The organism is Desulfoscipio geothermicus DSM 3669 (assembly GCF_900115975.1).
Lineage (GTDB): Bacteria > Bacillota > Desulfotomaculia > Desulfotomaculales > Desulfallaceae > Desulfoscipio > Desulfoscipio geothermicus.
Window position 1 is genome coordinate 22,560 of sequence record NZ_FOYM01000014.1, and the last position, 16,692, is coordinate 39,251.

Genomic DNA, 16,692 nt, shown 5'->3' on the forward strand with positions numbered 1-16,692 from the left:
GTCAACCCCTCCTAAACATAGACTTCAAGCCAGAAAACAATGATTTCTTTCCCCCACCAACTAATTGTTCTTCATAAGCTAGTTGCTGGAAGGGCAAGCGCTTACTGGCTATTACTTTTACTGCATTCCCTGCTGTACTGCCGTTAAGCTGGATTGCAAGTTTGCGATTTTTTTTGGCTGCATTTACTCCCTGAGTATCCAACGGAATTTCATCATAGCTATCAAAACCCAGTTTTTTCGCTACTTCTTTTGGAGTGTAATAACCAGTTGGTACAACCATGTTAATCACAAGTTTCATTTTCTTTGTGTGGGCATTTTCGGTACCTAAAAATTGAGTTAACTTACCAATCGTTTTTTCGTCCTGGCCGCCGATTAAGAAGACTGTATCAGCTAGATTTAACGCTGTCCGGGCATGTGGTGAGAAAGCATCTACGCCCAGGTCAATTACTACCAGGTCAAATTGCTCGGCCAGGGTTAAAATTAAGTCTTCAATTTCAGTGCCCGGTATTTCGTTGCCGGCGTATGGATAACACGGAAGAACATATAGTCCCGAGTTATGACGTAACAGGCTTCCTTTCAGGTCTCTTGCAAATCTGCGCCATTCGGCTACGGTGGCCCAACCGTTTTTAGGTACGACAGCTTTTTTATCAAGAACTTTATCTCTTTGGCGGGGGTCTACCAGGCCCATTGCTGTATCCATGTCTCCAAAACCAAAGTCCAGGTCAACTGCTACTGTTGATATTCCCACCAGTGCTGCACAGCCCCCCATATTTATGCTTGAAAAAGTTTTTCCTACACCACCGGATGCAGAAAATGAAGCTGCTATATAGCCTCGTTTATTAAATGACTGGTTAAAAATGCTTGTATGTTGGGGCTTATCTTGTACCTTATTTATTGATGTCACGGTATCATGTTGGTGTGTAACAGGGGTATTTTCTTCGAATGTATCTTCTTCAAATTCAAAAGAAATGTCCGGTTCTTCTTGTTGTTCAAATGTTTGAAGATAGCTTTCTATTTTACCAGGTAGTGATTCTAAGTTTGCATGTTTAAATTTTTGAATTATCTTCCATTCTTTTAAATTAACCATCCCCGTAATTACAACGATTACGCTTGAATTATCAGTTAATCTGTTAAGCTCGTCGTAATAACCGGGTATTTCAATTACCGTGCATACCGCTGATTGAGGTTTGCTGGTAATTTCAAAAGCCGCCAGAGCCTCGGTCAATTTTTTTGAACCTTTTACGCAGATCAAAACGCCAGACCTCCTATACTTGAAGTATCTTAAAGTCCATGTCGGACAGGTGTTGCAATAAATCTTGCCGTGCACCTAAATTGACAATTACCTTTATTTTTTGATCCCTTTGGGCGTTAATAATCTCTTTTAAACATCTAACATCTCTTTCTTCCAGAGTTTCTTCTAATTCTTTGTCCATACCGTAATAACGAACTTTCTTACTAATTTTAGCCGGAGTTGCCGCTAGGCCAAGGCGCCAGTCGTGCTGCCAAATGCGGTTCGGGTTCACACCCAACATGAAAGCAAGACTGGCGTTTTCCAGGTCAGCATCTATAATTGTTAAAGGTTTCTTTACTTTGCTTTTTACTAAACTCATAATGGCGTACGTTCCCCCGTTGCAAACAGCTACCAGTGGATCTTCCGGAATAGTGATTTTTTTATGCAGCATGTTTTTAACTATAGAGGCGGATTCAACCCTCCCCCGACCGGAACGCTTTACTCTGTACAATGCTTCGTCAGCGGCTTTTATTACTGCTAGAGGTGTGTTGCCATGTATTCCTATTTGTGCAACACCGCCGGAGTATAAGACGTTTTTGTTGTCAATGCAGGCAAAATTTTTACGGTTCCATTCGTTGCACATTTTTTCAGCTAAGTTGAGGGCGCCGGCTATTTCGGTTTCCGGAAGAACGACCACAAATTCATCGCCGCCGTAACGAATTACATAGTCAGACCGGCGGGTGGATTTAAGCAGGAAATCCCCGAATGCTCGGAGTATCTCGTCCCCTGCGGCATGCCCGTATGTATCGTTTATCATCTTAAAATTATCCAGATCGCAGAACAGGACGGAAAAAATTCCGTCCTGTTCTGCTAAGTACTTTTCCAGTGCAGCCCGGTTAAGACAGCCGGTCAGGTGATCTACGTCTGCTTTTTTATCAATTAGATCCATAGTTGAAAGGCTGCAATCATTCTGTACTTGATCCTCTCGTTGATAAGCGAGGTGGTTTGCAAAAGATACTCTATTGAATGTAATCTTTTCATTTAAAAGATTGACATCTTGAGCTGCGAGCCGGCGAATTGCGGTGCAGGCCTTGCCCTTTCCATAGAAAACTAGTGGTAACCGTTTTTTTTGGGCTTTATTGATATGCTTTGGTTCAAACGGAATGGTTGTAAATTTTTCAAAATCAAGGTAACGGGCCACATCCCGGGGGCGGTAATATGCCTGCGGTGAGGCTTTATTTATTACAAGTTTAAATTTATTCCACTGGTGCTCTATTGTTTTGAAGTACCTTGAAAGTGTTTCTACGCATTCCAGGGTTGGGATGGCAATTAAGTAAATGTAATTACAAGCGTTTATTATTGCCTTAGTATCCTGACGATTAGGATCGTTGCCAAGGTCTATTATTATTAGTGTGTATTTGGAATTCAGTGCTTCAAGTAGTTTATCAGGTTCAAATTTTTTATCTTGAAGGCCTGACAGGCCAGGTAATACTGTTAAACCATATGATGTTTTTAGTGCAATTTCTTCTAAATTTAAATCATCTTTGTTAAACGGGGTGAATAAAAAATTGAGGGCTTTTTCCCTCATAAATAAAGCCCCCAATATATCGCCTTGCCTTGTTTCTGTAAGGATAGTTTTATTGATATGCTGCGCCGCCCATGCAGCCAAATTTGCTGAAAAAAAAGTGGTACCGGCGCCGCCGGTGGTTGATACGATACCGATTATTTTTGGCATAGTCTAATTCCCCCTCTGATAATAATATCGCAATTACAAGCCATGAAATCAATTGTTTCCCGACGGAACAGCCAGCCATTCTTCCGGGTTGCATGGCTGGCCGTTGACGTAAACCGAAAAGTGCAGGTGCGGGCCTTCCGAAAGCCCGGTGGAGCCTACGTAACCTATTACCTCTCCGGCCTTTACCATAACGCCCACCTGCACGGATATTTCAGACAGGTGGGCATAAAGGGTTTTACAGGAGCCGTGGTTTAAGACAACGCATAACCCGTATCCGCCTTTCGCCCGGTCCCAATCCACCCGACCGTCCTGCACGGCAAACACCGGTGTACCGGTCGGGGCCGGGATGTCTATTCCGTCGTGAAATCGGTATTCCTTCAGAATGGGGTGTTGGCGCATACCATAAGCCGATGATATCTGTATATATTTCGACGATAACGGCCAGGTACCGTTACCCACCGGTATCATCGTGGCTGAGTAGGTTGATGCCAGTTCCATAACTTCTCTGACGTACCACCCGGCATGGTTGTAAGCAAATAATGCTTTCTCGGGTTTCTCTGCAAAGCCGTTGGATTGGAGCATGTTGGCCGCTGAAAAAACCGCATCCCAGGGGTCATAAGGGTCGAATTCTCCGTCACTATTTCCATCTTGTTTGTATTTGTTCCACGTGTCGGGCATAAACTGCATAAAGCCTATCGCTCCAGCGTCTGACGGCCCCATGTTTTGGCCAAACGCCGATTCAGTTTTCGCTATGGCCGCCAGCACTGCCCAGGATACATCGTATTTGCTCTGGGCCTTTAGAAATATGGGCATGTATTCGACGGGTATATCCGCTACGGCAAAAGCGGTGGGCGCACCGGAACGAAACCCTGCCTCATTTCCCCCGCCCAGACCGCCGATTATGGTTGAAATTAAAAAAAAGAAAAATAACATCAATACTAATATAACTCCCATTAACAGGAGTACGATTTGTTCAATTCCGATAAGCAGTTGTGACCTTTCTTCTTCCGAAGTGGCCAGGCGTTTGGCCTTTTGGGCAACTTTTAATACTGTTGCAGGATTCACCCAATCCCTCCCCCATAAAAACAACCCCGCCATGTAAGACCGGCGGGGTTGTAATAAGGCCCGGATACAAGTTGTTGATGCTTATGTGATATTATCCTTGCAATATTTGGGCAAACCTCCGTACATTATAAGGCCGGACGGGGTTTGCGTCCGGCCTTGACAACTTCTTTGCAGCGGTATATCATTAATTTAAATAGGGAATATTGGTAATACGGCGCGTTTGCCTCGTCTGTCGGGGTTTCATTTAGGCCCTTGAAACTGTTGGCGCAGTTTCAAGGGTTTTCAATTACTTCCGCCGGTCCGTTATCCGGACGACGAGGGTGAGAAAAAGAATGACTGTTATGACGATCTGTGTTACATCCGAGACTGAGAACATTTCCACCTCACCCCCTTTCGAGTTGTCTTAACCCCGGCAGGTGAGGCCCGTATTCCCAATATTCCCGTGTCATTATACCACAAAATGCCGTATTTTTCGGCATTTTGTTTTTACGTGATTATTTTTCTTTCATGTTCTTTACGCCCGGCGGAATCGCCCTGGCGGTATCCAAAGAAGTGCCTGTTACCGGTTTATCTTTCTTACTTTCTTTGTTACGGGTAGGCCTTTGTTCGGATGAAGTTGGCGGAAGTTGTTTGTTGCGTTGTTCTTCCGGGTGATTATCTTCCAATACAGTACCTGTAGTATCCAGAGTTGCTTTCGACTTGTTGATATGTGTTGTAGCGTCCGGAATTTCTTTGTAAGGCCAGTTTTCAGGCGGCTGCCCTTCCCAGGCCGGCGATCTTCTTTGCTGTTCCGGCCCGAGCACCTCCGGGATTAGAGGCTTGTTACCGGTATTGTTTCCAGGCGGCGGAGGATTTTGATTATTTCGGCTGGTTTGCCCGCGCCGCGAAAACCACCAGTCGGTAAGCGCGTCTGTTACTCCAAGCCGCCTCGCCATTGTCTTGCTGGTGTTAATAATTTTTTGGGTGTCAAGTTTCCCGTCCAGCGAAGCGTTTCCTTTTTTAATTGTATCAAAAATCAAATTTAAAAATTTTTTCCTGTAAATGGCGGCACCAAAAAAAATTGCTGCCATTACAATCATAGCCAACCCGAGATTTCCCTGCATTATCCCATCACCGCCCTTGCAAAACCGGTAGCTATGATCAGTACCAGGGAAAGATATAACCCGTATATCAATTTAACCATAAAAAAGCCGGCTGTCATTTTAAAATATGAAGTGGCAAGCGCCCAACCGGTTTCCGGTATCATCATGGCAAACAGCGCCATGGGCAATACCAAAAGCAATGCCGCCAGCGCCACCTGGCATACCAATATGGAAAGCGCTACTGTGCCGGCCAGGATGGCAAAGCCAAGCGACGGTAAAAGGGTGAACCCGGCTGTCATGATGTGTGTGCCCACGCTGTCGGGGGACAGTCCCACCACAGACCCGGGGTGGGCTCCATGGTCCACTTCTTTTCCTTTCATTACCCAACGGGGCACCCATAATAATTTTGCATTGGGGCGACCAAGCGCTTCGGCCACGGCATTGCGGCCATCCTTGCTGCCGCAGCCCAAAAAAAGCGTGTCGATACGCATGCCGGGCTTGATTTTTGCCTGGCTAACTCCGGGAAACACAGTTTTATCAAGCACTTCATATTCACTTTGGGTTAATAGCAATCTTGACTCGTCAGCAGTACCGAACATTGCCAGTGCCCACGGTTTGGCCACGATACCTTGCCATACCGTTTGACCGGCCAATACCAGGCCGCGATCCACGGGATCATCAATGTTGACATTCTGGCCTTGGGTGGTGTACTCGCCCACTGCCCCGAGAAATGCCCCTGCCAAAGAATCACTTGCCCTGGATACGCCGGCAATGATTTGCTGCGCGTTGGTCGTGAAGAAAAACACGCAGCCAACAGCCAGCGCGGCCACAAGCGTGGCGTTTAAAGCACCCATGGCCTGGCCGCGCAGTAAGCGAAAGGAGATATACATCAGGAGAAGTATTAACCCAATGGTCATGAGCAACTTTGTGAAATCATCGCCGGGCGCAAATATACTTGCCACGCCTTCGGACACCCAACCCACCATGCCGGAGACGATATCGGTGTGAAACGCCAACACCGTGGCGTTTATGGACACTCTGGTGATCGTCTTGGAAATATTAAAAATCATATTGGCTATAAATTCTCCGGCCCCGGCCTTGGCGCGTTCCCCCAGTGACAGCTGATCGATAAATTTGTCCGGAGGTACGTGATGGAAAACGTACCGCCCCATGGGCCAGTTTTCCCAGATGGCGTTTTCCGGCCTGGCTATTTGTGCCAGGCCCGTGCTTACAAATCCGGCACCGGCCACCACCATAAAAAACGGCTCGCCGCCTGTAGCAACCGCGCCAAGCACGGCAGCTTTGGTGCCCAACCCGACTATATTAAATAGCTGGCCTTCCATTTCTTTTTCGGATTGCACGTCTCCCAACAGGTTCCACTGATCGCATGGTTGCTCGCCTATAGCCAGGGCGATCCCCGGGGTAATAAATAATAAAACGATTATTAGCAAAAAAGAGAGGTGCTTCTTCATCGAAGCCCTCCCCTGATTTCCATGTGGGTACTATACATTATACCGTTGCCGGCGATCGCAACTTGCGTCATGTTCAATCCCCCTTTTGGACTGTTTTCACTTTCGGAGACGTATCGAATAAGTCAAGCAGGTACTCCGGGCGGGGGTCGATGTACACCTGCCCGATGCGGCCCTGGGCGTCTCTCATGATGCACCAGCCGTCTCTCATAGTTGGGAATATGGTTCCCAACCCTCTTTCGTAATTCTTTTTCTCTTCGTTATCTGCGCCCAGCAATTCCAAATTGGCCATAATCTCGTCTTTATCTTGAGCCCGGAAGCATAATATATAGCTTACGTTGTTCTTTATCGTTTGCAGGTCGGCAATGTCTGTGGTATTTTGGGTGATCAAAATCGGTATAACACCATAGCTGCGGGCACCCATGCGGATCAGTTCGTCCACCACCCTTTTGCCTTCCGAAATTCCCAGCAGCATCCAAGCTTCGTCAAACACCTCACATTTTATGATTTCAACCGGAAGTGTAAAAGCTACCTCCCGGGCCATCACCGCAGCCAGGTAAAGTACCGCAAGGCCCTGGCGTTCGCTTTCGGTAATCCGCCCCGCCAGCAGGTTCTGCGCCGCACGGGGCAGCGGCAGTCCCTGTAAGTTAACAATTGTCACCTGCGATATTTTGTTATCCGTATCAGTGCCGAAAACCAGGTGTCCCAAACTGCCGTCCCGTAACGATTCCAGAAGCAGAGCGCATTGCCCGGCTTCCTGCGCAACGGCAACATGAGGGCTTTCTTTGGACAGGCGATGTAGTTCATCAAGGCACGAGTGCAGGTTACGCTTTTCAGGCGGCATCGCCGCAACCGCTTCCACCGCCTGGCTTACAGCCACCCGGCGGGAGTCGTTGTCTTCACGTACGTTAAGGGCCACACTTAGAAAGTCCAGTACGATGCTTTTGGCCCGGCGAGGGTCTTTGGCAAGCATAAAGGGGTTAAATTTCTCTCTGCCCCCGGGATTTAAGTCAATTTTTCTAACCGGGAACAGTTTTTCCAGTACAGCATATTCGTTGTTCTTGGGGTCGATTATGAACATGTAACCGCCCGCAAGGCGCACGAAATAAATCATGTCTTTTATTGCCATGCTTTTGCCGCCGCCCAGGGCGCCGCTGACAAATATTGCGTTTGAACGATTAAGTTCCCGTCCGGCATAACCGGGCTGCCACCAGACCGGCGAAGCGCCGGACCAGCCCAGAAAAAAACCGCGTGTATCACCAACCTCCAGCGATATAGTCGGGCCGGATGAGGAAATAAACCCGGGGTCACATTCTATCATGGGCGCTGCCGGCTTGGCTCCGGGGATAAATGAGTAAAGACATTTGATTTGATCGCCTGCCGGGCGCACGGCCCTGAAACCGGATGAGGAATATCTTTCCATAAGTCCCACGGCCGTGGCCCGAGCTTCTTTTAACTCCGAATTTGCCACCGCAAGGCATACAGACATCGACGCTAAAGGTTGGCCGCTCTCCAATTTTCCTTCCAGTGAACGGCCTTCGGTAACACCATATTCTTCGCTTTCGCTGGGTTCGTCATCTCCTTTCAGCGCTTCCTTAATCTGACCCTTCAAGAAACGCCTTCGGGTGGCTGTTTTCTTTTTGGCCTTATATGGCCGCAAGATGTTAAAGTGCACTACCGCATCAACGGATGATTCTTCCGTGTCTAAACTGGCCAGCCATTCAGCCCCGATTTCCGGCAAGCCCTTGGGGACATCAGGAAAGGTCACAAATACCTGGTGGTGCCGTTCGTCGGCGCCGTTGGTGATAACTACGTGACCAGGGCCTTCGTCGATAAGGCAACCGTCGGAAAAACTGCTGATTAAAGCCGGCGTAAACTTGCCGCCGTCACGGGAAGGCAAAGGCGGAGGGAGTACCCCTACCCGCCATACATTGCGCCTGATGATGAAATCAAGATCATTGAAGTTTATACGCCCGTCTATAAGCAGCCGCAGGCGGCGGAACATCTGGTCTTCGGCTTCCAGTGCTTCTTTTACGCGCCGGCTGGATAAAAGCCACCGTTCCGAACGAAAAAAAGCGCCTAATGTGGCATCCCGGAATTCCTGCAAGGCAGACTGCCAGTTATCGTCCTGGCCAAGACGCAGTTGAAGGACCAGATAACGCCGGCGATGTCGTGCCCCCATGACCATGGCGTTGCGAACTGACCTGGCATGCCGTGCCGCTTCATCGGCCAGCTGCCGGGAAAGATTGCCGGATACCCCGGCAGCGGCCATGTAGCCGCTTTCATCCAACCGCAGTTCCTCACAGAGCAGAAGGATCTGTCCGTTACCTTCAAAGCCATAGAAAAATTTTTCCAGCCTGCGCACCACCATTTCCCGGTGGGTTCTGGGCAAGTGGTTGTACGGTTCGCCGCGCAGCCGGTAGATGGCATATGCTTCACCCGTGTCGTTAAATACAATGTTATTTTTGAACGCGACCAAGGGAAACTTCATCTGTCAATCACCTCCGGTAGATGCCAGTCAAGCCGGTGCTTGCGCAGGCGGCAAATCGATCTTCCCGCCAGATTGGTGGTTTTGGGCCGGAACAGGTAACTTAATAAGTCAGCGATAAAAACGGGCAGAAATTTACCCTGCGGGTCCATCTGGGTTAGCAACCACGATAGCCCTCCAGCAATTAAAATGGTCATTACCCACGGGTGTGCCGGAAAAACAAGGTAGCCCACGGGCAAAAGGGGGAAAAACAGGATTATAGTCATAAATAGTGCATCCAGGGGGATGGCCCGGGGAAGAACCTTGCCTCCGAAATCATAAATTTTGAAGTTAATTTTGAATAACGACCTGTAGCTGTTAAATACACGCACATTATCTTCCATTAGGTATACCTCCTCTCAAAAAAAAACGGGGGTTTTCGTAAGGATTGGCCTTTCGAATACCCCTGTTTCTCCATTCTACTGTTAACTGCCGCCCCCCACCAGGTTAAGCAATCCCCGGCCTATTGACGCAAGTGTATCCAGAGAGGTTGTAGCTAAAATTATGCTCCCGACAATGACAATAACCACAGCTGCGACCATTTGGTGTTTAAGAAATGTTGCAGTGGCGGAAACAAGCATTACAATTAAAACAATTTTTTTCATTAAAGCAAGTGCATCATCTGCACCTTTGTTTAGATCAAATGCGAAAGCCTGGTCGGGGATAACAGTTCCAAAGACGACTAATAACAGTAATACCATCATTGCAATATGAACTTTTTTGCCAATAAACACTTCAGTTCATCTCCTTTTTATTTACTTCACACTGCTTAAATCCTTCACGAGGAAGCTTCCCCTGTCCGCTTTTATTTTCAAGTAAATATATTGCGTTAAATGTTCCACCCCCGGCGCCGATACGGATACTTGCACAAAAGCCCTGGTGGGGGTATGCTGTGAATCAACCCGAATGTCGTTTACTGATTCAAGTTTCCAGCCGGTTACCGGTTGAACATTTGCTCCGGGGACGAGAAAGTTGGTCAGCGGGCCGCCGTTATAATATAGATCCAGGAACTGCTTTATGAATGATAAAAACTCCGTAGATGCCGGCTCAGTGTACCCCGAAGACGATAGCTGCCCGGTGCCCTTTGCGGGGGGAACAATTACGGGCAAGCCCGTAACAGTGGCTTTGCCGTCAAGGATTTTTACGGGCACTTCGATACACATTAAATAATTCTGCCATACAGGAACAGGTTTATCCTGTCCGCCGAATCCGCCGAATGTGTCCCGTCCCACAAGGGCCAGGTCATCCCTGGTTACCGGCACATATACCTGGGGCAAAGATTGCGCTTCAGGCGAAGTTACCGGCACTAATCGCCGGGTATGCAACATCACACGCACCCGGGAAAAATCTCCCTCTTTTTTAGTTGATTCGAGGGAGGCGCTAATTACTTCCTGAATTCCGGCGGGAACCGGAATATTGACCGAATCCTGTAAAAATGTGCTCAGGCGGTGTTGATAGTCTTCGGTATTTCCCGACCAGGTGCCCCATTCAACGGAAAAGGCCCTGGCTGTTTCGCGGATTTTTGTTATTTGCAACTCTTGCGCGGAGGTCATGGCCCTGGCGGCTATGTGCCCGGTTTTATTGACTATGTTTACGCTGCGAATGGCAATTGCCACTACAATAAAAATAAGCAGCCATAAAAGGCCGCCGGCCAACCAGCGATATATGATTCTCCTGTCGATCATCAGACGCCCCCTTCCGTTATGATTTCATTACCCACATCCAGGATATTATTAAAGCCGTCCTGTGTCAGGTAATTGTCCAGCTTGAAATACTGGTCCACCAATATACGCTTGCCGGTTATTTTGCTGGTTTTATAAACCAACACCCGGTGGCCGGAAAGCCAGCACAGTTTGTTTTCCATTAGCTTGACATCCTCATCGGACCATCCTTTTAGTTTCCATGTTTCCAGGTTCAGACCCGATGGGTTTTTTAATGCTTTGTAAAATCCCTGCAGTGTATCGTACAGTGCGCCCGAGGCGGTTACTTTCACAATTTTTTTCCGGCCTGTCTTATCTGTTTCGCGGATAGCATTGATATGGGCGCACATTATTGCGGCTCCTTCTTTTTTGGGTGTTCTACCCCCTGTGGTGACGGCATCCATAAATTCAGTCAAGTTCTTTCTGATAACCGGCGCTTCGTTCACGTAGCAGTTTCCGTTACCTTGGAGCCCCCGGTATAACTGCCAGCCCCCGACGCCGGCGCGCAGGTCATTGGCCGCCTGCCCGTCCTTTACAACTAACCATTTGTTATTCCAGTTTGCTTTTAGCTCGTTTTTTACCTGATTTACCAGCTGCCTGTCATTGGGTCCGGGGTTGGATATCTGTTCGGTAATACTGGTAATCTCGTCCTGATTCAATCTCTGGTTTTGCGGAATATTAATAGCCCGGGCCAGGCCGGCTAATATGTCCACAAAATCGTTGACTTGATTTAAACTGAACTTGTAAGCCTGTTCGGTTTTAATTGTTTTGCCAAACGCATACCATTCCGGGATATCAATGTTATATTCACTAAACTGTACCGTGGTTACCAATAGTATTTCTTCCTTTTGCCCGGGCCAGGCGTTTAATGTCCCTTCAAGTACAACGGTTTTGGCGGGCGCGCCGGCAAGCGCTTCGCGTGTAGGTTGGTTGGCCGGCTGCACGGAAAGAAATTTTTTTGTTTCCAACGTACGCCAACCGCCGCCCGGCTCCCTGACAAAAACGGACCCGTAAACAATACACAGGTCACGGTCGGGATCGTAGTGCATGGCTTTGCCGAATACGCGGGCGTGCCGGTAATAAATACCATACTGGTCATCCAACTGAGCACTTGCCCATGCGGGGGAGAGTATAATCAGAGTTAATAACCCAAAGATGAATAAAGAAGCTTTTTGTTTCATACGATTGATCTACTCCTTCGGATTTCCATAAGCGTCAAGGTAGAGCTTCCAAATACCGTCTTCTTTTGTCATGGGAACCTCCATTTCATGGGATGCTTTCTTTCCTTTAAATTCGGCAGTTAATTCAACCTTTACAATAGCTTTTGTGCCGTCAACTTTTTCAGAAAGCATTTTAACGCCGGTAATTTTGTCAAGCTCCTGTTTTCCGGCCATCCAGGCCAGGAATGTGGGAAGATCGGTTTGGTTGTCTGCCGCCGTTTTTAAGGATACAAATTGGGCGGCTTCGGTATAATTACCCTGTCGCATGTTTTCCATGAAGATTGTAAATGCCTGCCCCGGGCTTAGTTTTTTGGGATTTTCAGATTTCGCGCAACCGGTCATGCCGGCAAAAACAGACAAGGCAACGATTAACACAGTAGTTATTTTTAAGGCGCGTTTCATATCAAACCTCCTGAACGTTTATATACTTCCAATAGTACCCATCCCGATATAACCGGGAACACTAACAATTTTTCCAATATCCCTCCTGTATGCATTAAAGGTATGGTAAACCGCACAGGCAGTGGCCAGAGCAGCGGAACCCCTGCGGGATTAAAAATGTCAAGGATCAGGTGGGATATATAGCCTGCCAGGAAAGCGATTAGTAAAGTTTGCGGTTGTTTCCAGCCGGCGATCATGGCAATTACGGCTATTAAAATAGCCCAAAACAATCCGGCTAAAAGAGAGTGTGTCGCTCCCCTGTGCCCCAGGGTACCGCCGATCGCGGTGGGTAATACTGGTACCCGCGCGCCGACAAAGGATTCCGGGGAATCTATATCTGGCAGCAGCGCAGCTATACCTGATACACAGGCGAAAACAGCAGCTTTTTCTATACTGACGCCATCAGCCACCATTAAACCGGCAGCGATGCCACCTACAACATGGGTTGGGAAAAGCATTGTATCACCTTAAAACATCTTTTTTAAAAAGATAGTCGCCCGTTATTACCGGCAACTACCACGTTTCTTACGTTACATGTTTTTTTCTCTTGCAATTTATAGTAAATGCTGGAGTGGAGTAAATTAGCGCATTTGCTGCAGGCAAAAAATCTTCTTGCCCCGATAAATAATTTACCGTTGTCATCAAGCTCAATATATTCGCTGCACTCAACTTTAAAGGCTCCGCAGATGCCGCACATTTTTGCATTACCCTTAAACTTAATTTCCACTCTCGCACCCGGTGGTATATTTGATGATGCCGGGTTGTTTGATTTCGTTGTTGTTATTTGCGCAGTCTTTTTATAAAAAGTGTCCAGCTTAATCACCTGGATACCCAGGCCGGACAGATAAGCTTTTGCGTATTCCATTTTCCTTTGTCCCCCGAAGGGTATTGCAAACGAATCCAGGGATATTTGCATTGGTACATTTTTTTCGATTGTCGCCAGCTTTTTCGAAAGGTGTATTTTGTTAATGTTGCTGCGGATGTTTTCGCCTGCTTTGCCGGGGATCTCTTGTGCCCGAGCTAATAGGTTATCCAAGGATTTATATTTTTTAAGTAAGGATATAGCTGTTTTGATGCCTATCCTGGGTACACCGGGTATATTATCTGAGTGATCCCCGGCCAGAGACTTTATGTCAACCGTCAATGAATGAAAAAACCCCGTGATTAACGGAGTTGTATGGGGCGTGCATTCTTCAAATCGGCCCTTGTGCAATAACACTGTTATCTTGTCATTAATTAGCTGAAGGCAGTCTTTATCGCTTGTCAAAATTTCAACTTTGAAGTTTTCTTTAGCTGCCTTGTTTGCCACGGTGCCAATGACATCGTCAGCTTCATAACCTTCTAATTCAATATATGGGATTCCTATTTTTTGCATAGTTTCTCGCGCGATTGATAACTGAATAACCAAATCGTTGGGAGTTTCTTTTCTGTTTGCCTTATATTCCGGAAAAATACGGTGACGGAACGTTTTGCCCGGGTAATCCATGGCCACAAGCATGTGCGTAGGGTTGCGGGCCATAGCCGCTGCTATGAGAGTGCGCAGCGCACCGTACACTGCATTTGTCGGTCGTCCGTCCGGTGCTCTCAGCATGGGTGTGCCGTAGTATGCTCTGTTAATTATTGAATTACCATCGACGATTAGAATCTTTTTGAGACTTGGTTTACTGTTTTGATTAGTATTTTCTATAATGCTGGCTGTTTTCTTTTCCCGGGCTCCGGTCTGATTATTTCCATTACAAACAAAATAATTAATACCCTTTTTGTATCTGCGTGCCGTGGTACAGGCATGTTCCCATTCTGCTGCTGAAATCTCACCGGTATCTGGGTGAATACATTTCATTACTTTGCTGCACTCACTCCACAGAGAGCAGACATCAAAATCTTTCATCAAAGCACCTCCGAAAAACCGGGCGTTGCCAGATAGTGCACTTTTTCTTTGTTATGTGTCACTAACAATTTAAATACCGGAACCCAAAGCCATAGGCTCTTCAGTTTCCCTTTCTGTGATTTTGTCTGAAATGCTAAACTTTTCCCCATCTTCATAGCCTTTTTCATACGCTTCGGAATAGCCTTGATAGTAAGTGTTGGTTTTAACTGTTCCTTTAAATTTAATCTGACTATACGCATCGACAACCTCTTTGTCTTTTACAAGGACTAAGCCCCACTCTTGATTTCTCTTCTTTTGCTCTTCGAATTTTTCATGCAAACCATCAATGAACCCCAATGCATAATCGTTTTCAAGGCCCCTTGTACTACAACCTTCCCTCATATACTGATACCTTAATCTCTTCACAGCGCTATTTATACAATCAACGGCATACTCCAAAACTATGTTGCAAACTGTAATATCTTCTTCTCTGCCAAAAAAAGTTATAGTATTTGTGCGTCTTGTTTTAAAATAGTGGTAACATCCGAAGTTATCTGCAATTAACTTTGCTAATTTTGCCTTCCATTTAGCTTTAGTAAAAGTCACTTTGGTAATATTCTCCTTAATAGCGCTACTAAAAGTTTTGAATTCCTTGACTTCTTTAAGTGATAATTTGTTTTTTGCAAGTAGTTCCTGTGCCTTAAGCATCGCTAATTCAGCTTCGTGTCTGTTACTGCTTTCACTTAAAGCTAATAACTTTTGTATTTTTTCAATCAGCTTGGTATCCAAAACTTTCCCTCCTTTGCGTCACATCTTTAACAAACAATGCGTTTACATTATTTTCTTTTGCTCATTTAACCATTCCTAATATTCAGGTGTTTGCTGCAGGCATTTCGCAAAATCTTTGTATGTGCAACTATTAGCCTTTAGCTTTGCGAATTATTTCATCAATGTAATCAGTGTCATGGTTTTCCTTGTTTAGAAATCGTCTTGCATACTTCAACGCTTCCAGTAACTCTTCATGTATATTAACTCGACGAACAATTTCTTCTGCTTCCTGGGTATGATAGTATTTTCTTTTGGCTATCTCAAAAAGAATAGCATCCTCCGTAACCCTTAAAGATAGCAGCTCAGTATTTACTTGCTTTTCAAACTCGCAGTGTGTTTTTCTAACAATACCATTTTGCACCAATATTCCGGTTCTTCTAAAGTCATCTATTTCTTTGAATGCTTGACGTAATTCGTCTTCAGTTAGTTTTCCAACCAATTTCTCTGTAAACATTATACCCCTCCTATGTGAAATATATTTGAATATGCAGCACAGTTACTTTTCTACAATCTCAAACTTTAAACAGACTATACATCATTTTCATTCCCACGCCAACCTATCCACTGCCTTTTCCAGGTCCTGAACCGAAGGCCTGGTGTATCTGGCTGTGGTATTTAGGTTGGCGTGACCCATTAAAGCCGCCACCCGGTCCAGGCTTTCGCCGGCATCCACGAGCATCTTGCCAAAGGTATGACGAAGTATATGTGGAGTAACATTTAGCCCTGACACCCGTCCGTATTTTGTTAAAACATTCTCGGCGGATCTGGTTGTGATATGTCCGCCCCGGCGGCCGGGAAATAACCACTCCCCTTTTGTTTCACTTATGTACCCATCCAGTGCCCGGCGAACCGTTAGATTTAACGGCACCTCCCGATACTTATCCCCTTTACCATGCCGGACTCGGACAATTCCCGAACGCTCCCTGATTATTACATCGTCAATCTTAAGAGATACAGCTTCGGATATCCGCAAACCGGTGTGTATAAGTAGCAACACTAGCGCAATATCCCTGGTTTTACCGTATTTTTGAATTGTTCTTATAAAGATTCCTAGTTCTCGTCGATCAAGCCACCGGGGTGCGTTTTTTTGTTCCTGCACCCTTTTAATGCTGGCTGATGGGTTAACCTGTATTACACCCTTAACGTTTGCCCAGACAAAAAAGCTATTCAATACATCAAGCGCGTGGTTAATGGTGGCCGGTTTCCTTCCCTTCTCAACCAAATGCCTGCGGTAATTGGCCACATCCAGGGAAGTTATAGCGGCTGCGTCAAACTCACCATGAACCTGCTCCACCCACCTGGCAAACCGGCGCAGTGTGGTTATGTAAGAATTTACTGTACGTTTAGACAACCCCCGGCCTTGCAAGTGTGTTTTGAAGCTATATAAGATTTCCACTTTATCTCCCTCCGGTGATTTCCTTATACGAAGAAAAAAACCCCCGTTAACAGGAGGTTTTTTAATACTTATACGTAATTTTTTAGGCTATTTTTTCGCATAAGACCTCTTATGTGTATTGATTATTCTCA

The 16,692-nt window shown here is 46.4% G+C and carries 16 protein-coding genes; all 16 read right to left on the minus strand.

Features of this window, described 5'->3' with window-relative positions; translation table 11 throughout:
- Position 1: 1 nt before the first annotated feature.
- Positions 2–1,252 (minus strand): CpaE/TadZ family protein, encoded by a 1,251-nt coding sequence (locus BM299_RS09665; protein ID WP_092483456.1) that lies wholly within the window; start codon positions 1,250–1,252, stop codon positions 2–4.
- A 13-nt stretch (positions 1,253–1,265) separates the two neighbouring features.
- Positions 1,266–2,966: a diguanylate cyclase gene (locus tag BM299_RS09670; protein WP_092483458.1), complete on the minus strand. Its 1,701-nt coding sequence runs from the start codon at positions 2,964–2,966 to the stop codon at positions 1,266–1,268.
- A 48-nt stretch (positions 2,967–3,014) separates the two neighbouring features.
- Positions 3,015–4,031: a peptidoglycan DD-metalloendopeptidase family protein gene (locus BM299_RS09675; RefSeq protein WP_245779718.1), complete on the minus strand. Its 1,017-nt coding sequence runs from the start codon at positions 4,029–4,031 to the stop codon at positions 3,015–3,017.
- Positions 4,032–4,525: 494 nt separating this feature from the next.
- The gene (locus tag BM299_RS09680) at positions 4,526–5,134 is read right to left on the minus strand and encodes a hypothetical protein (protein ID WP_092483462.1); all 609 of its coding nucleotides are present in this window, start codon (positions 5,132–5,134) and stop codon (positions 4,526–4,528) included.
- The gene (locus BM299_RS09685; protein WP_092483464.1) at positions 5,134–6,585 is read right to left on the minus strand and encodes a hypothetical protein; all 1,452 of its coding nucleotides are present in this window, start codon (positions 6,583–6,585) and stop codon (positions 5,134–5,136) included. Before BM299_RS09685 ends, BM299_RS09680 begins: the two co-directional genes overlap by 1 nt.
- A 73-nt stretch (positions 6,586–6,658) precedes the next feature.
- Entirely contained in the window at positions 6,659–9,073 is a 2,415-nt protein-coding gene (locus tag BM299_RS09690; RefSeq protein WP_092483466.1) for an ATP-binding protein, read from the minus strand.
- Positions 9,070–9,453, minus strand: coding sequence for a conjugal transfer protein (locus BM299_RS09695; protein WP_092483468.1), 384 nt, complete (start codon positions 9,451–9,453; stop codon positions 9,070–9,072). Before BM299_RS09695 ends, BM299_RS09690 begins: the two co-directional genes overlap by 4 nt.
- An 81-nt stretch (positions 9,454–9,534) precedes the next feature.
- Positions 9,535–9,843 (minus strand): hypothetical protein, encoded by a 309-nt coding sequence (locus BM299_RS09700; RefSeq protein ID WP_092483470.1) that lies wholly within the window; start codon positions 9,841–9,843, stop codon positions 9,535–9,537.
- A gap of 21 nt (positions 9,844–9,864) precedes the next feature.
- Positions 9,865–10,794 carry a conjugal transfer protein gene (locus BM299_RS09705; protein WP_245779719.1) on the minus strand — a complete coding sequence of 310 codons (930 nt, stop codon included), beginning with the start codon at positions 10,792–10,794 and terminating at the stop codon, positions 9,865–9,867.
- Positions 10,794–11,990 carry a hypothetical protein gene (locus BM299_RS09710; protein WP_092483472.1) on the minus strand — a complete coding sequence of 399 codons (1,197 nt, stop codon included), beginning with the start codon at positions 11,988–11,990 and terminating at the stop codon, positions 10,794–10,796. Before BM299_RS09710 ends, BM299_RS09705 begins: the two co-directional genes overlap by 1 nt.
- A 9-nt stretch (positions 11,991–11,999) precedes the next feature.
- Positions 12,000–12,431, minus strand: a complete 432-nt coding sequence (locus BM299_RS09715) for an outer membrane protein assembly factor BamD (protein ID WP_245779720.1) — start codon at positions 12,429–12,431, stop codon at positions 12,000–12,002.
- Positions 12,428–12,928, minus strand: a complete 501-nt coding sequence (locus BM299_RS09720) for a metal-dependent hydrolase (protein WP_092483474.1) — start codon at positions 12,926–12,928, stop codon at positions 12,428–12,430. Before BM299_RS09720 ends, BM299_RS09715 begins: the two co-directional genes overlap by 4 nt.
- Positions 12,929–12,951: 23 nt before the next feature.
- The gene (locus BM299_RS09725) at positions 12,952–14,358 is read right to left on the minus strand and encodes a 5'-3' exonuclease (protein WP_092483476.1); all 1,407 of its coding nucleotides are present in this window, start codon (positions 14,356–14,358) and stop codon (positions 12,952–12,954) included.
- Positions 14,359–14,427: 69 nt separating this feature from the next.
- Positions 14,428–15,126: a DUF2786 domain-containing protein gene (locus BM299_RS09730; RefSeq protein ID WP_092483478.1), complete on the minus strand. Its 699-nt coding sequence runs from the start codon at positions 15,124–15,126 to the stop codon at positions 14,428–14,430.
- A gap of 130 nt (positions 15,127–15,256) precedes the next feature.
- Positions 15,257–15,619 (minus strand): hypothetical protein, encoded by a 363-nt coding sequence (locus tag BM299_RS09735; protein ID WP_092483480.1) that lies wholly within the window; start codon positions 15,617–15,619, stop codon positions 15,257–15,259.
- An 87-nt stretch (positions 15,620–15,706) separates the two neighbouring features.
- Entirely contained in the window at positions 15,707–16,561 is an 855-nt protein-coding gene (locus BM299_RS09740) for a tyrosine-type recombinase/integrase (RefSeq protein WP_092483482.1), read from the minus strand.
- Positions 16,562–16,692: the final 131 nt, after the last annotated feature.

Excerpts from the sequence above, each read along its gene's own strand:
- BM299_RS09725 (WP_092483476.1), bottom strand. The coding sequence starts at position 14,358 with ATGAAAGATTTTGATGTCTGCTCTCTGTGGAGTGAGTGCAGCAAAGTA.
- BM299_RS09710 (WP_092483472.1), bottom strand. The coding sequence starts at position 11,990 with ATGAAACAAAAAGCTTCTTTATTCATCTTTGGGTTATTAACTCTGATT.
- BM299_RS09670 (WP_092483458.1), bottom strand. The coding sequence starts at position 2,966 with ATGCCAAAAATAATCGGTATCGTATCAACCACCGGCGGCGCCGGTACC.
- BM299_RS09735 (WP_092483480.1), bottom strand. The coding sequence starts at position 15,619 with ATGTTTACAGAGAAATTGGTTGGAAAACTAACTGAAGACGAATTACGT.
- BM299_RS09715 (WP_245779720.1), bottom strand. The coding sequence starts at position 12,431 with ATGAAACGCGCCTTAAAAATAACTACTGTGTTAATCGTTGCCTTGTCT.
- BM299_RS09690 (WP_092483466.1), bottom strand. The coding sequence starts at position 9,073 with ATGAAGTTTCCCTTGGTCGCGTTCAAAAATAACATTGTATTTAACGAC.
- BM299_RS09685 (WP_092483464.1), bottom strand. The coding sequence starts at position 6,585 with ATGAAGAAGCACCTCTCTTTTTTGCTAATAATCGTTTTATTATTTATT.
- BM299_RS09705 (WP_245779719.1), bottom strand. The coding sequence starts at position 10,794 with ATGATCGACAGGAGAATCATATATCGCTGGTTGGCCGGCGGCCTTTTA.
- BM299_RS09720 (WP_092483474.1), bottom strand. The coding sequence starts at position 12,928 with ATGCTTTTCCCAACCCATGTTGTAGGTGGCATCGCTGCCGGTTTAATG.
- BM299_RS09680 (WP_092483462.1), bottom strand. The coding sequence starts at position 5,134 with ATGCAGGGAAATCTCGGGTTGGCTATGATTGTAATGGCAGCAATTTTT.
- BM299_RS09695 (WP_092483468.1), bottom strand. The coding sequence starts at position 9,453 with ATGGAAGATAATGTGCGTGTATTTAACAGCTACAGGTCGTTATTCAAA.